This window comes from Clostridium pabulibutyricum (assembly GCF_058242705.1).
In genome coordinates, this window is the sequence record NZ_JBZAYZ010000008.1 from 55,535 (window position 1) to 70,606 (window position 15,072).

13 protein-coding genes, 2 pseudogenes and 1 riboswitch are annotated in these 15,072 nt (G+C 35.8%); of the genes and pseudogenes, 2 read left to right on the plus strand and 13 right to left on the minus strand.

Annotation, left to right across the window (positions count from 1 at the left end; genetic code table 11):
• Positions 1–16 precede the first annotated feature (16 nt).
• The 5 genes from AC4CVH_RS09910 to AC4CVH_RS09930 all read right to left on the minus strand — a co-directional run bounded on the left by AC4CVH_RS09910 (position 17) and on the right by AC4CVH_RS09930 (position 4,992).
• Positions 17–1,567: an acyl CoA:acetate/3-ketoacid CoA transferase gene (locus tag AC4CVH_RS09910; protein ID WP_490787604.1), complete on the minus strand. Its 1,551-nt coding sequence runs from the start codon at positions 1,565–1,567 to the stop codon at positions 17–19.
• A gap of 63 nt (positions 1,568–1,630) precedes the next feature.
• Positions 1,631–2,407, minus strand: a complete 777-nt coding sequence (locus AC4CVH_RS09915; RefSeq protein ID WP_490787605.1) for a short-chain-enoyl-CoA hydratase — start codon at positions 2,405–2,407, stop codon at positions 1,631–1,633.
• A gap of 161 nt (positions 2,408–2,568) precedes the next feature.
• Positions 2,569–3,870 carry a GntP family permease gene (locus AC4CVH_RS09920; RefSeq protein WP_490787606.1) on the minus strand — a complete coding sequence of 434 codons (1,302 nt, stop codon included), beginning with the start codon at positions 3,868–3,870 and terminating at the stop codon, positions 2,569–2,571.
• Between the two features lie 171 nt (positions 3,871–4,041).
• Entirely contained in the window at positions 4,042–4,455 is a 414-nt protein-coding gene (locus tag AC4CVH_RS09925; RefSeq protein ID WP_490787607.1) for a MarR family winged helix-turn-helix transcriptional regulator, read from the minus strand.
• Between the two features lie 120 nt (positions 4,456–4,575).
• Positions 4,576–4,992: a sugar phosphate isomerase/epimerase family protein gene (locus AC4CVH_RS09930; protein ID WP_490787691.1), complete on the minus strand. Its 417-nt coding sequence runs from the start codon at positions 4,990–4,992 to the stop codon at positions 4,576–4,578.
• A gap of 15 nt (positions 4,993–5,007) precedes the next feature.
• On the opposite strand from AC4CVH_RS09930, the pseudogene AC4CVH_RS09935 reads away from it, so the two are divergent.
• Positions 5,008–5,328: pseudogene (locus AC4CVH_RS09935) on the plus strand (IclR family transcriptional regulator domain-containing protein); the annotation flags it as partial.
• 142 nt (positions 5,329–5,470) lie between these two features.
• Here the strand turns inward: AC4CVH_RS09935 and AC4CVH_RS09940 are convergent.
• From AC4CVH_RS09940 to AC4CVH_RS09965, 6 genes are all read right to left on the minus strand, one after another.
• Positions 5,471–6,874 (minus strand): sugar porter family MFS transporter, encoded by a 1,404-nt coding sequence (locus AC4CVH_RS09940; protein WP_490787608.1) that lies wholly within the window; start codon positions 6,872–6,874, stop codon positions 5,471–5,473.
• Positions 6,875–6,904: 30 nt separating this feature from the next.
• A complete protein-coding gene (gene iolE / locus AC4CVH_RS09945) occupies positions 6,905–7,801 on the minus strand; it encodes a myo-inosose-2 dehydratase (protein ID WP_490787609.1) in 897 nt (298 codons plus the stop codon).
• Between the two features lie 67 nt (positions 7,802–7,868).
• Positions 7,869–8,666, minus strand: a complete 798-nt coding sequence (locus tag AC4CVH_RS09950; protein WP_490787610.1) for a 5-deoxy-glucuronate isomerase — start codon at positions 8,664–8,666, stop codon at positions 7,869–7,871.
• Positions 8,667–8,684: 18 nt separating this feature from the next.
• Positions 8,685–9,701 carry a 5-dehydro-2-deoxygluconokinase gene (gene iolC / locus AC4CVH_RS09955; protein WP_490787611.1) on the minus strand — a complete coding sequence of 339 codons (1,017 nt, stop codon included), beginning with the start codon at positions 9,699–9,701 and terminating at the stop codon, positions 8,685–8,687.
• 11 nt (positions 9,702–9,712) lie between these two features.
• Positions 9,713–10,558 (minus strand): class II fructose-bisphosphate aldolase, encoded by an 846-nt coding sequence (locus AC4CVH_RS09960; RefSeq protein WP_490787612.1) that lies wholly within the window; start codon positions 10,556–10,558, stop codon positions 9,713–9,715.
• Between the two features lie 10 nt (positions 10,559–10,568).
• On the minus strand, positions 10,569–11,723 hold the full coding sequence (locus AC4CVH_RS09965) for an iron-containing alcohol dehydrogenase (RefSeq protein ID WP_490787613.1): 1,155 nt from the start codon (positions 11,721–11,723) through the stop codon (positions 10,569–10,571).
• 227 nt (positions 11,724–11,950) lie between these two features.
• Here AC4CVH_RS09965 and AC4CVH_RS09970 point away from each other — a divergent pair, with 227 nt between their 5' ends.
• On the plus strand, positions 11,951–12,733 hold the full coding sequence (locus tag AC4CVH_RS09970; RefSeq protein WP_490787614.1) for a DeoR/GlpR family DNA-binding transcription regulator: 783 nt from the start codon (positions 11,951–11,953) through the stop codon (positions 12,731–12,733).
• Between the two features lie 44 nt (positions 12,734–12,777).
• Here AC4CVH_RS09970 and AC4CVH_RS09975 read toward each other — a convergent pair.
• Positions 12,778–13,029, minus strand: a pseudogene (locus AC4CVH_RS09975) (NAD(P)-dependent alcohol dehydrogenase); the annotation flags it as partial.
• Between the two features lie 499 nt (positions 13,030–13,528).
• Positions 13,529–14,812: an O-acetylhomoserine aminocarboxypropyltransferase/cysteine synthase family protein gene (locus AC4CVH_RS09980; protein WP_490787615.1), complete on the minus strand. Its 1,284-nt coding sequence runs from the start codon at positions 14,810–14,812 to the stop codon at positions 13,529–13,531.
• Positions 14,813–14,886: 74 nt separating this feature from the next.
• Positions 14,887–14,992, minus strand: a riboswitch (SAM riboswitch).
• Between the last annotated feature and the right edge of the window lie 80 nt (positions 14,993–15,072).

The window sequence follows — 15,072 nt, forward strand, 5'->3', positions numbered from 1 at the left end:
CAAAATTTATAGTATTCTACTTCTTGAGTCCCATAAGATCATCCATAAAAATTCTTTTATCCATGGTCTTTATATTATCAACCTTAGGTCTGAATTCCATAAGTGAAATAACGTCCTTTTCAGCATCCACTCCTGGAGCAATCTCTGTAAGGTAAAGACCATCTTCCTTCAATTCAAACACCGCTCTCTCAGTTATATACAAAACAGGCTGCTTAATTTTCCTTGCATATTTACCACTAAAAGTAATTTGCTCAACTTCATTCAAAAATTTCGATACTTTACCTTCCTTGATTATTTCAAGTTTTCCATCTCCGGTCTCAATTTTCAATCCACCTGCAGTAAATGTTCCACAGAAGAACACTTTCTTTGCATTCTGGGTTATATTTATGAATCCTCCGCATCCAGCTATTCGCGAACCAAATTTACTTACATTTATGTTTCCTTCCTTGTCAGCTTGAGCAAGTCCAAGGAAAGCAAGGTCAGTTCCCCCTCCATCATAAAAATCAAACTGATACGGTTCATCCAAAATCGAATCTGGATTTACGCACGCTCCAAAGGCATTTCCTCCCTGAGGCACTCCACCAACAGGGCCCGCCTCAACGGTCATTGTCATATAACTTCCTATTCCTTCTTCATTTGCTACAAGTGATATTACCTCAGGTATACCAATTCCAAGATTCACCACAGTATCAGGCTTGAGTTCCATTGCCGCTCTTCTAGCTATTATTTTTCTTGCATTAAGCGGCGGATTCTCTATACTTCCAAGCGGAATTTTTATCTCTCCCGTAAGTGACGGATCAAACTTACTGCATCCGAAAAACTGTTCATGGTGCTCAGGCTCCGCTGTTACAACAGCATCAACATATATTCCAGGTATCTTAACGAGTCTCGGGTCAAGCATTCCCGAAGCTACTACCTTTTCCACCTGTACTACTACAATTCCCCCGGTATTTCGGCATGCCTGCGCCATTGAAAGTGTATCTATGGTTGCAACTTCTCTTTCCATGGATATATTTCCATTTTCATCGGCGTAAGAACCTCTCAGAAAACATACATCTATAGGAAATGACTTATATAGTAACTTTTCCTGACCTTCTATATTTATGACTTTTACTATATCTTCCTTTGTAACATCATTTAATTTTCCGCCCTGTATTCTTGGATCTACAAAAGTATTTAATCCAACATGGGTTATATTTCCGATCCTATTTCCTGCAATATCCCTGTAAAGTTCCGATATGGTACCCTGAGGAAGATTGTATGCTTCCATTTTGTTTTCAACTGCCATTTTCCCAAGCTTCGGAGATAAATTCCAGTGTCCGCCTACAACTCTCTTTACAAACCCTTCATGTGCAAAATGATCTGCCCCTTTTCCTTTTCCATCTCCCTGAGCTGCTGAATATACTAAAGTAAGATCTCTTGGATGACCTGTCTTTTTAAAACGATTTTCAAGAGCTATAGTAAGTGCCTCAGGACATACACTTCCTACAAAACCGCCTGTAACGATCAAGTCTCCATCTTTAACCAGCTCAGCTGCATCGGAAGGTTCCAAAAATTTTAACCCCATGATTAGATCACTCCTTTTAGAATTTCTGTTAAATATATAAAAATTTCTTCATGACAGGGATGCTTAACAATCTTTAAAATTTGCCTTTCTCTTTTCCAAGAATGCTTTCATTCCCTCTTTTTGGTCTTCAGTCGAGAAACATAATCCAAAGGAATTTGCCTCATATTTAAGACCTGCTTCAAGATCAACATCAAGTCCGTTGTTTATTGATGCTTTAGCTAACTTTACTCCCCAAGGAGATTTGCTCATTACTTTCTTTGCAAACTCTTCCGACCTCTGTATCAGTTCATCAGGCTCATAAACCTTGTTAACCAGACCTATTCTATATGCCTCCTCGGCATTTATCATATCTGTGGAAAATATCAATTCCTTTGCAATTCCCTTTCCTACAAGTCTTGGCAGCCTTTGTGTGCCTCCAAAGCTTGGCAATATTCCAAGGTTTACTTCTGGTTGTCCAAATTTTGCTTTTTTAGAAGCGAATCTTACATCACAAGACATCGCAATTTCGCATCCGCCGCCAAGAGCAAAACCATTGACAGCTGCTATAACCAATTTTGGCAGATCTTCTATTTTGGAAAAAACTTGCTGTGCCTTTCTTGAAAAAGTTACTGCTTCTATAGAATTCATGGTACTCATTTCAGCTATGTCCGCCCCTGCAACAAAAGATTTTTCTCCTGAGCCTGTTAATATTACAGCTTTAATATCATTATCCCCTGATATTTCATCAAAAACCGAATCCAGTTCGTTCAAAGTTGCACTATTTAGAGCATTAAGTGCCTTTGGCCTGTTGATTGTTACATAAGCTATACCATTTTCTTTTTTCAAAATAACATTTTCCATAAAACTACCCCCATCTATACCAAAATTGGTATTTTTTATTTTTTTAGTAAATTTTATTTATGTTAACGTTTAATCTAATTTTACTTGTATACAAATCATTTGTCAACAAGTGTTTTAATTTTTTTTAATCTGATAAAATACTTTACCTTTATTTATTAATATTACATAAGAAATCCATATATTACAGTTGCACACAGACATATACTTCCACCGACTATGGATTCATAAGGTATAAGCTTCATTCTGTTTTTTATATTCATGTTAACAGACTGGGCAGACACCAGGAAAAAGTTTCCATGAGGAAGATGATCTATTACAACGGCTCCAGTATGAACCATTACAGCAGCACTTATCGGCGATACTCCCATAGCCAGAATGGCTTTTCCAAAAGAACCAGATGCGAGTATAGCTCCTGTTGAAGTTGAACCTGTTGCAGCTGCCATAAGTATTCCTGAAATAGGTGCAAGAAGCGTTCCTGAAATTCCAGAAGCTTTTATAACGTTTACAATAACTGAACTCAAATTTGAACTGGAAATAATTCCAGCAATAGATCCTGCTCCTATAAGCAAAATTGCCGTACCTGACATCATCTTCAATCCTGAAGCAGTATAATCTAGAACATTTTTTGCCTTTCCCATGGCAATCAGCCCTACAAGACCCGCTGCTGGAAGAATTATCATTGAATCTATACTTATCTTCTTCAGAATTTCTATATTCAATATATTTCCGACGGGATTTATGCCAAGAAGTATGATTGCACATATAGGAGCCGTCATGGATTTTAGAAAACTCGGCTTTTCTTGCCCGGCATCCGATGATGCTTTTACAACCAAATCTGACTCTTCTATTTTCTCGCCCTTTTTGCCCAATAATCCAGCGACAATACAAGTTACTACAAGTCCTACAATTGCAGGAATAAATCCGGCAATCATAACTTGGGTAAGCTCTAAGTTAAATCCTTTCGCTACTGCTATTGCATTTGGATTTGGCGACATCACATTTCCAGCCTTTCCTCCTCCAACCATGGCGAGAAGAACAGCTGTTTTTGAAATTCCAGCTCGCTTTGCCACAGACAGTGCAATAGGTGCAACTATAATAATTGCAACAGTAACAAAAACACCGACTGCAGTTATTATCATAGTGGCAAGCGCAATTGCAAGAAGCGCCCTTTTTTCCCCAAGCTTATCAACTATTGTTTCAGCAATTCTTTCTGCGGCACCAGATTCAATGAGTACTCCTGCAAGTATCCCAGCAGTTAGAACCCTGACTACAGCAGGCATAACACTGTTGGTTCCGGTTATTATAATATTAACAGTCTGATTCAGTCCTGCGCCACCAATTACCCCTCCTATAATCGACCCTGCAAACAGTGCATATACTGCATTTACTTTTTTAAGTATGAGCACTATAGCAATAATCAACCCGAGAACAGCTCCCCACCAGCTAATAGCAATTCCAGTCATTTTCACATACCTCCATTCTTTTTTAAAGCTTTACATCCATAAATTTTGTTCAAGCTATTTCATTCTTTATTTTATATTGTATACAAATTATTTGTCAACAAGTAATTTGAATTTAAAAAATGTCAGTATATTATAAAACATACTGACATTTCAATATAAACTTATTAAAATTTAGCCTTTAATAACTCCCCTCAAAAAATCCTTAAATTGATTTTGTTCATCTTCTGTAAATATTTTGAGTATATCATGGTTAACTTCATCTACTACATTTTCTACGGGTTTCTGAAGATTCAAACCTTTTTCCGTTATAACAAGCTTAAGTGTTCTTCTATCTTCCGGATTTTCTGTCCTTTTTACAAATCCTTTGTTCTCCATTCTGTCAAGTATTCCTGTAATGGTGGAACCATCCAGTCCAAGTATATCTGCTATCTGTTTTGGTGTTCTGCCGTCTTCATCCCACAGACATTTCAAGATACCGTATTGGACAGGCGTAACATCAAATTTCGAAAGGCTCGACTTCAAACATTGAAATACATTATGCTGTGCTTTAGTTAATAAAAAATTTATACATTCGTTTAACTCCATATTCATTACCTCTTATCTAGTTAATGAATATTATTATATTATATGCAGATATTGTTTGTCAACAAACAGTATCTGCATATGTGAGATATTATTCATATTAAAATTACCCATATGCTTAAATCAATTTAAACAGTTAAAAATACTAGAAACCCTTTGTATTGACCGATCAAAATATTCCTCTGGAGTTTCATCTAATATCATATACGGTTTATTCTGTAATTTTTCAATTTCTAAAACAATTTGATTAAATGGAGCAATCCCCTCACCTACAGGAACCACTCTCTTTTCCCCATTTATAAAGTTATAATCTTTTATATGGAAAGCATAAATTTGATCTCCAAAGATCTGAATTGCTTCTTTTAGAATTCGAAGTTCATCATCTTTCTTGTGTCTTACAAGATTCATGGGTGAATTTACTTCATCTAACAAACGTTTAGTAACTTTATTATCATAAATAGAATGATTTATTCCCGGTTCAATTCCAACAATGACATCTACATTTTCAGCAATTTTTACTATTTTTTTTATTTGTGAAATACTCTAGCAAAACCTTACTTAAGCAATCTAAAAGACAAAACCAAAGAGACTGTTAACTTAGGCATTCTTGATGATAAAGAAGTTATTTTGCTAAATAAGCTTGAAAGTCCTAATAGCATAAAATTAGTTTCAAGAATCGGAGGAACAATGCCTTTGTATTCATCAGCAATGGGAAAAGCAATTTTGTCTAGCTACTCTATAGATAAGTTGGACTCATATTTATCAACAACCAACTTAACTCCCTTAACAGAAAGGACCATTACTGATTCTAATTTATTAAGTTGTATTTTGAATATAAAAAATATAACTGGAAATCATAATTTCCAGTTATATTAGAGTAGGATAGATTTATTTTACATAAATCTATCTATATTTTTTCATTTTAATGTACTTCCACATCTTACATTATTTCAATACAATCAGATTTTATCAAATTAATCATATAAAAAATTAAATTATATGTCATGCTCATTAAAGCTTATTGAATTGTTACCTTGTCATTATCATAATTTCTAAAATAAGCTTCCATTTCTTCTAGCGATTTTCCTCTTGTCTCAGGTACCATTTTAGCTACACATAATATACATACAAGCCCTAGTACTATAAATATTACAAACGTTTTCGAAAGTCCAAACAAAGAAATCAATATTGGAAATGTAAGTCCCACTGAAAAATTTCCTATCCAGTTAAAGAAAGTTGCAACTCCAAATCCAATTCCTCTTACCCTCAAAGGGAAAATTTCTGATAAAAGAAGCCATGTAAGAGGTCCTATAGTAGCCTGGTCTATAGCAAGAAACATCATGGTCAATATAATTATCATATATGGAAGCATCTGAGTACCTGCAAAAATATGTGAAACTGAAGCTATTATAATCCAAATCAAAGTAGTGCCACAATATCCAAACAGTATTACACTTCTTCTATTGCACTTATTGGCCATAACATGCATATAGAACCATGATGAAATAACTGACATTATTCCATTTCCTATATTGGCGATTAATGCTGTTTTAGTCCCAAATCCTGCTTTTTCTAAAATGGTTGTCCCATAATACATCATGACATTTACTCCTGCGAACTGCTGTATAAGTGCTATTACACATCCAATGATTACTATACGACGTATCCACGGCGTCCCCAGATCTTTGAATGTAGCACACTGAATGTTACTATCTTCTTCAATATTCTTTCTAATTTCTTTGATTTCAAGTTCGGCAGCTTGCTCACTGCGAACTTGCTTCAATATATCAAGAGCCTCTGAAACTTTTCCATTTGCCGCAAGCCATCTTGGAGTTTCCGGTACTACAAGCATTCCAAACCATAAAACAACTGCAGGAATTGACGACAGAGCTATCATATAACGCCATACTCCAGGATTTGAAGAAATATTTCCAAGTATTCCATTGAATATATATGCCAAAAGTTGCCCTGTAACTATCATGAATTGGTCCTGTGAAACTATACTTCCTCTTATTTGCGTAGGTGCCATTTCTGCAAGAAGCGTCGGCACTACAACGGATACACCACCAACACCAAGCCCGACTATAAACCTGCATACAATAATTGTAGCTGAATTTGGAGATAACGCACATCCTATAGTTGAAAAGAAAAAAATCGCGGCAAGCATTTTTAAAATTTTTCTTCTTCCATATTTATCAGAAAACTTTCCCATAATCACGGCACCAATTGCTGCGCCGAGAAGCAGAGAACTTGTTACAAAACCTTCCGTTAAAGGTGTCAAATTAAGTTGATCTTTTCTTGATATGAAACTCAAAGCACCATTTATAACCCCACTATCATATCCAAATAACAGTGATCCAAAAGTAGCCAGTATTGATATTTTTCTCAATAACTTTCTTTCCCTGGTATTCCCCTCTTCCATTTTAATTCCCCCATATTTATATTCATATATTTAAAATCCAATCTTGTCTCTGATATATTTTCTTCCCCTTAGAGCATATTCGAGTGGATTTGCAGATGCAGGATCCTGTTCAGCTTCTATAAGCATCCAGCCTTTATAATCGTTTTCAGCAATTACATTAAATATCGGAACAAAATCTATACATCCATCGCCGGGTACTGTAAATGCTCCAAGCCTGACACCATTTAAGAAACTAAGTTTTTCCTGCTTTACCCTTTTTACTACCTCAGGTCTTACATCCTTTAGATGTATATGCTTTATTCTTTTTACATACTTCTTTGCTATTAGTACTGGATCTTCCCCCGAATATACAAGATGTCCCGTATCCAGCAGAAGGTAGACAAGATTTTCATCAGTAATTTGCATAAGTTTGTCTATCTCATCAGTTGTCTGTACAACAGTGCCCATATGATGATGATACACTATTTTTATATCTCTATCCTTTGCAAGCTTTCCAAGTTTATTCAACCCATCTGCAAGCCTTTTCCATTCTTTTTCGTTCATATGGTATTTACCTTCAAATATAGGTACGTCAATCTTTCCCTGTATACTATGACCCTGTTCTGAAACAACTATAACCTTTGCCCCGAGATCATGTAAAAAATCGCGGTGTTCTATGAATTTTGTCTCTGTTTCCTCATAAGGCCTCGTTGTTAAAAACGAACTAAACCATGCACTTGCTATTGCTAGATTTCTCATCTCAAGTGCTTTTTTTAAAACATTTACATCCTTGGGATATTTATTTCCTATCTCCGTGCCTTCAAATCCGGCAAGCGCCATTTCACTTACAGCCTGTTCAAAAGTATTCTCTTTTCCTAAATCAGGCATATCATCATTTGTCCATCCTATAGGACAAATTCCTATTTTAACTTTACTATTATCAAGCATTATAAATCACCCCTACAATTTTTAATTCTTTTGCGACACTTTTTCAAAATGTCGCAAAATTTGAATATTATTTTGGCCATATCTTCACATCTTTTTGCCATAGCCACTTGTGCTCATCAACATCAATTCTATCTTTCCACGGGTTTCCTTCAAGGTGTCTTATCATCCAGCAATAATACATTGCATAACCAGGTGCAGCCGTCTGTGGATGAACATCTCCTCCATGAATTGCAATATAACTGTTCTGTGTAATCTTATGTGCGTCATCTCCCGTAAGACAAAGTCCAAAGCCCTGTGGTTTGTTGAATTTATAATAATATACTTCCGGCTGCGGATGAAAATGAGGCGGATAGCTTGACCACTTTCCAGGGAATGTAATTACTTCACCCATTACCATATTTGAATAAGGTGCATTGTTGTAATCAAATACAGTTCTTACAATTCTTCTTGCTGTACCATCCCATACTCCATTTCCAAATACATCACTCTGACAATCTTCAGGTGAATACAATTTTGCTGTAAAATCATCTCTATTTTCAGTAGCCTGCAAAATTATTTCACTTTGCTCGATAGCCCTTATCTCAACCTTCGTATCATGTGGGACATGAAGACACCATGGCTCTTCATCAAATACCGAGTGTCTCTCAATTACATTCTTATTACCATGCCAACTTATCTGAATCTTTCCATCAAGCAGAAGAATAGCCAATTCTTTATTACTTTCCTCATAGGATTTTACTGAACCACTTTCAATCTTATTTACAGAAATGTTCATAAGCATTTCTTTATATGGTCCATTTATACCGCATATTTTATTTGAGCCAAATTTTAAAGTACCTAAATTTCCAAACTCACTTAGACTCATGTTCGAACTCCCCCCTGTTTAACATCTTGCAACCATTTCACCATATTCAGCTTTTTCAGCTTTTATAAATTCCTTTATTTCTTCAACTTTAGGCATTGCATCTGAACAACTATGACTTGCAACAAGCATTGCAGCCGAGGCACTTCCAAATTCGAGCGCATCCATTATATCCCATCCTTCAAGAAGTCCATATATAAATGCCGAACCATATGCGTCTCCCCCTCCAAATGACTTCATAAGCTTGACTGGAAAAGGTCTTATACTATATTGTTGTCCATCTTCTGTATAAGCAGTTGAACCTTCTTTTCCATGCTTTATGACAACTATTTTATTACCAAATTTGATCCACCTTTTAGATGTCTCTACATCACTGCTGTTTTCTGCAACAAGCCCCTCCATCAAATTAAATTCTTCCCTTGAGCCTATTACAATATCACTGCTTTTACCCACTATTGAGTAATAAATGGCAATCTCGTCTGCATTTTTCCAATTGTACTTCCTGTAATCTATATCAAAGATTACAACGGTACCGTGTTTTTTTGCATATTCCACTGATTTTAATGCAGCTTCTCTGGATGGACTCTGCGAAAGTGCCGTACCGGATATTAAAATAGCTTTTGCATTCTTTATATACTCCTCGCTTATTTCATCTGCATTAAGGCTTAGATCGGCAATGCTGTTTCTATACATCAATATACTGCTTTCTGTCGGGCTGAGTATTTCCGTAAAAGTAAGTCCGAGGGACTCGCCATTATTTGCTCTATAAATTTGTGAAGTGTCTATACCCTCTTTATTGAAATAATCAATAATAAAATCTCCAAACCTGTCATCTGATATTTTCCCTATAAAGCCAACCTTTTTTCCAAGTCTGGCAAGTCCCACAGCCACATTTGCAGGTGAACCTCCCAAATATTTTTTAAAGGTCATACTTTCTCCCAAGGTCCTGTTTACATCGACAGGATTCAAATCTATTGTTGCCCTTCCCAAGGGTATTACATCAAATTTTCTGCTATTATCAAATTTAATATACTGCATTTTCTCCCTCCTTAAGCTTTATTATCGCTTTGAAAAATTTCTATATGTTTTTTAACATTCAGGTAGGCTCCCTCTATTTCTGCTTCATGAAGTCTAAAATAATCGTTATCGTCATATTTTCCAATCATTGATCCTACTTTTGCAGCCACTGACATAAAAGTGGCGGTAGCTATATTTATTTTTCTCATTCCAAGAGAAATGCACCTTCTAAAGTCATCTGCACTTATCCCTGATCCACCATGAAGTACAAGATAGGCTTTTTCTTTCTTTCTAATCCTTTCAAGCACACCAAAATTCAACTTCGGAGTTCCCTTGTATACACCATGAGCATTGCCTATCCCAACCGCAAGGGCATCAAGACCGGTACTTCTTAAAAAATCCACAGCCTGATCGGGATCTGCATACATGCAGGATATATCATCTGAACCATCCTCACTTCCACCTACACGGCCGATTTCGCCCTCAACACATACACCACAACTTTTCGCCCTCATAACAACTTTCTTTGTAATTTCCACATTTTTATCAAAATCATATCTTGAACCATCTATCATAACAGACGTAAAACCAAGGCTTAATGCCTCATCTATACACCTGAAAGTAACCCCATGATCAAGATGTACTCCGATTGGAACTTTTGCTTTTTTTGCAGCTGCAAGCATTACAGGTCCCATGAGATAAAGAGGCGAATGTTTAAGCCTGCTTTCTGCAATTTGGAGTATTATTGGAGATTTCAACTCTTCTGCAGCTTTTACGGCTCCAATTACCATTTCCATATTTGCAACACTGAAAGCTCCAACTGCATATTTTCCTTTTTCAGCTTCCTCCATTAATTCCTTTAGTCTTACAAGCGACATAGCATCTCACCTACTTCCATAAACCTTTATATATGTCAATTATCTCTTGCTTACTAACCTTCCTTACAGCATTTTGTGGACTTCCACTTTCAAGGGCATCCTCCGCCATCTTGTCCAAATTAGAAAAAAACTTTTTCTTATCCACTCCAAATTGTTCAGGAGTTTGTACATTTAAATTATTACAGAGCTCTCTAACCTCAGATATGAAAGCCTTTCCTCCTTCCATGTCACTCATGCCGTCTTTATAGACTCCAATTTCTTTTGCCAGATCACAAAATTTTTCAGGAACACCAGGCATTATAAATTCAAGACAGTCCGGCAAAAGCATTGCATTTGAAAGCCCGTGAGGTACATGAAAAAGTGCGCCTATAGGTCTGCTCATTCCATGAACTATAGTCACAGAGGAATTGTTAAACGCTATGCCTGCTTGAAGTGCCGCTATTGACATTTCACTTCTTGCATTCATATCTGAGCCAGAATTATATGCATTCAATAAATTTTTGAATATTTTTTTTACTGCTGATATTGAAAATATTTCTGACATTGGCTGAACAAGTTTTGAAGTATATGATTCTATAGCATGAGTAAGAGCATCAATCCCTGTAGCTGAAGTTACATTTTTAGGAGATGAAGCTGTAAAAGCAGGATCTATTATGGCAATAGCCGGTATAAGATATGGACCTTTCAAAAGCATTTTTATATTTCTTCGAGTATCTGTTATTATTGTAAATTGTGTAGCCTCAGAACCAGTACCGGCAGTGGTAGGAATTGCAACCATAGGTGGTGTTTTGTTCTCAATAGTTTTTCCGAGATAGTCTGTAATCTCTCCTGAATTCGTTATCATTGCACCTATGGCTTTCATTGTATCAATAGGACTGCCTCCACCCAGTGCAATTAAAAAATTACAGTTTTCTTCTTTGTACTTTTTAATTCCACCTTCAACCATACGATCTGTGGGCTCACCATTAACTTCATGATACACAGAGTACTTTATGGAAAGTGCATCTAAAAAAGATGTTATCTTTTGAGCACTTCCTATCTTTAGCATGACATCGTCGGTGACAATAAGGGCTTTGCCACCAAGCAGCTTTACACTGTTTCCAGCTTTCTCAAGTGCCCCTTCTCCGGAAAAAATGTACCTCGGCATTAAAAATAAATTGCTCAAGTTTTATTCCCTCCTCATATATCGATTATTTTTTGATTAAGTTATGATTATCTTTTGATTAGATATTATCACTTACACTTTATGGTTGTCAATACAAATTGTTTAAAATTATAAAATTTTATGATATAAGGTATTTTATGATTATATTTTGAGTAAATTGTTTACCTTTTTGATTTTTTTATATATAATATAAATTAACAAGAATAATATCTCTTTGGGAGGTCATCATGAAACTAAGAAGAATACAGAAAATAGAGGAATATATACTGGACAACAATACTGTATCGCTTGACAAACTAGCTACTGTATTCAACGTTTCCAAAAATACAATAAGACGTGATATAAACGAACTTGTTCAAAAGGGTACAATACGAAAAGTATATGGCGGCGTATCTGCAAATTCCAGTTCCCTTGTTCCTTTTGACACAAGACAAATAAAGAATATATATTCGAAATCTTTGATAGCTGAAGAAGCCGCGAAATTAGTATCCAACGGAGATATAATCTTTGTAGATTCAGGTACTACTACATTGAATCTCGCAGACTTTCTCAAAGTCAAAAAAAATGTAACTGTAATAAGCAACAACCTTAATTTTATTAATAAATGCGTAAAGTATGAAAATTTGAATGTAATTTCAACTGGTGGAAATCTCATAAGAAAAGCAAATTCTTTTGTAGGTTCCGATACCATTGAACTTCTTAAAAAATATAACATAAACAAGGCTTTCATGGCTTCCACGGGAATATCAATAAAAAATGGCATAACAAACAGTTCAATGCAGGAATATGAGATAAAAAAACTTGTTGTACAAAAGAGTCATACTGTATACGTTCTTGTAGATCACTCAAAATTTGGGATTTCCTCTTTAATGACATATTGTTCCATGGATAACGTAGATTATATCATAACAGACAAAAAACCTCAGGATAATTACGTGGAATTCATTGAAAAGAACAACACTAATTTAATAATATCATCAAGTGACAAATACATGTCCATGCAAAAATGATTCATTAAATAAAAGAGCTGCCTCGGGCAGCTCTTTTATTTAATCTACAATATAACTACTGGTTTTATTAAATCCTTTGGCTTATTTTTCATAAGAAGAAGTGCTTCCTCTATATGGTCAAAACCATGGTACACATATGTAACAAGCTTTCCAGAATCAACACGATTGTGTCTTACAAGATCAATCAATCTCTCCATTCTTAGCCTTCCACCAGGACATAATCCACCTTTTATTGTCTTATGGGCCATTCCGCATCCCCATTCTTCTCTTGGTATTTCAAGATTTTCACTTTCACCCTCTATAAGTACAGTAGAGTGACTGTCTGAAATGCTAACTGCATATTTCTTAAGCCTCATCATGCATCTGCTTCAACCCAGTATATCCGAAAAACTGTATCTTGCTCTCATTCCAGTATATTTATTTACCATATTATATACCTTTTGAATATCTTTAAGCATTATAACTACAGCCAGCATTTTATCTTTTCCATCCCTTATCGGTGTGAAGCTTTTTTTATTTAGATATACCGTACCATCGGTATTTTCATATTCTGGTCTTGCTATTTGATCATAGATATGTTTCCAGATAATTTTCTATTGACTTTACGGCTGCAGCTACAAGACCCAGGGTATGTTTATATACAAACTGACGCTTGCATGTTAAATTAATCATCCCTTTTCCTCCAAAAGTAATCTATATATAGACATTATAGCATTTACAAGTATATTTATAAAAATCAGACCCATCCAATTTGGATAGGTCTGCTGTATCTAATTATTCTCTTTTAAAGTCATATCAAACTTTAGAAAGCGCCTGATTCAAATCATATATAAGATCGTCCGCACCTTCAACTCCTATTGAAAGTCTTATGAGATCCGGAGTTATCCCGGCTGCTCTCTGCTGCTCTTCATTAAGTTCTGCATGTGTTGTGCTTGCAGGATGGATTACAAGTGATTTTGCATCTGCCACATTTGCAAGGAGAGAGAAAAGTTCAAGACTGTTTATAAACTTCTTCCCTGCTTCAAGTCCTCCTTTTATACCAAAGGTGAAAATTGAACCTGCTCCCTTTGGCAAATACTTCTTTGCAAGCTCTTTGTATGGATTTCCTTCAAGTTCCGGATAGTTTACCCATGCAACTTTTGGATGGTTGCTTAAAAATTCAACTATTTTCCTTGTATTTTCTACATGTCTTTCAACTCTAAGCGAAAGTGATTCAAGTCCTAAAAGGAAATAAAATGCACTTTGTGGACTTAAGGTCGCTCCTGTATTTCTAAGCAGCTGTACTCTTGCTTTTGTTGCAAAAGCAGTAGGACCAAGATCTGCATATACAAGTCCGTTATAACTTTCATCAGGTGTTGTGAAATCAGGGAACTTTCCGCTTCCGGCCCAGTCGAATTTTCCTCCGTCCACTATTATTCCACCAAGAGTTGTTCCATGTCCTCCTATGAATTTTGTAGCGGAATGTACAACTACGTCTGCACCATATTCTATTGGTCTTACAAGATATGGGGTTCCAAATGTATTGTCTATGATAAAAGGTATTTTGTTGTCATGTGCTACATTTGCTACAGCCTCTATGTCAAGAATATTTATCTTTGGATTTCCTATCGTTTCTGCATAAACAGCTTTCGTCTTGTCATTTATGGCTTTTCTTATGTTTTCAGGATCATCGGGATCAACAAATACAACATCAATTCCAAGTTTTTTAAGTGTTACTGAAAACAACTCATATGTCCCACCGTACAAAGTGCTTGCTGCAACTATGTTGTCTCCTGCACTCGCAACATTCAAAACTGCATAAAGTATTGCTGCAAGTCCGGATGCTGTTGCAAGTCCTGCACTTCCGCCTTCAAGAGCTGCAACTCTCTTTTCAAATACATCTTCTGTTGGATTCATTATTCTTCCGTAAACATTTCCCGGTTTCTTAAGCTGAAAAAAATCAGCTGCCTCGTCTGCATCTTTAAAAACAAAAGATGTGGTTTGGTATATTGGAACCGCCCTTGCTCCTGTTGCAGGATCCGGTACCTGTCCTGCATGAACCTGTAATGTTTCAAATGACAATTTTCTCTCTTTGCTCATTCCTATCTCTCCTTTTTAATTAAAAAATAAAAACTTCCTACAGTGAAACTGTAAGAAGTAAGAATTATCAATGTTTCTCATCTTTCAGGTTTCACCTGCTGGAATTAGCACCGTCGAATAAAAATTCATTCAGGTTGCCGGACATCATAGGGCCAGTCCCTCCGCCTCTCTTGATAAGAAGTTCAATATTAAATTTGTATTAAATATATGTTTACTATACATTCTTGAATTTTAATTGTCAATATAAATTTCAAACTTTT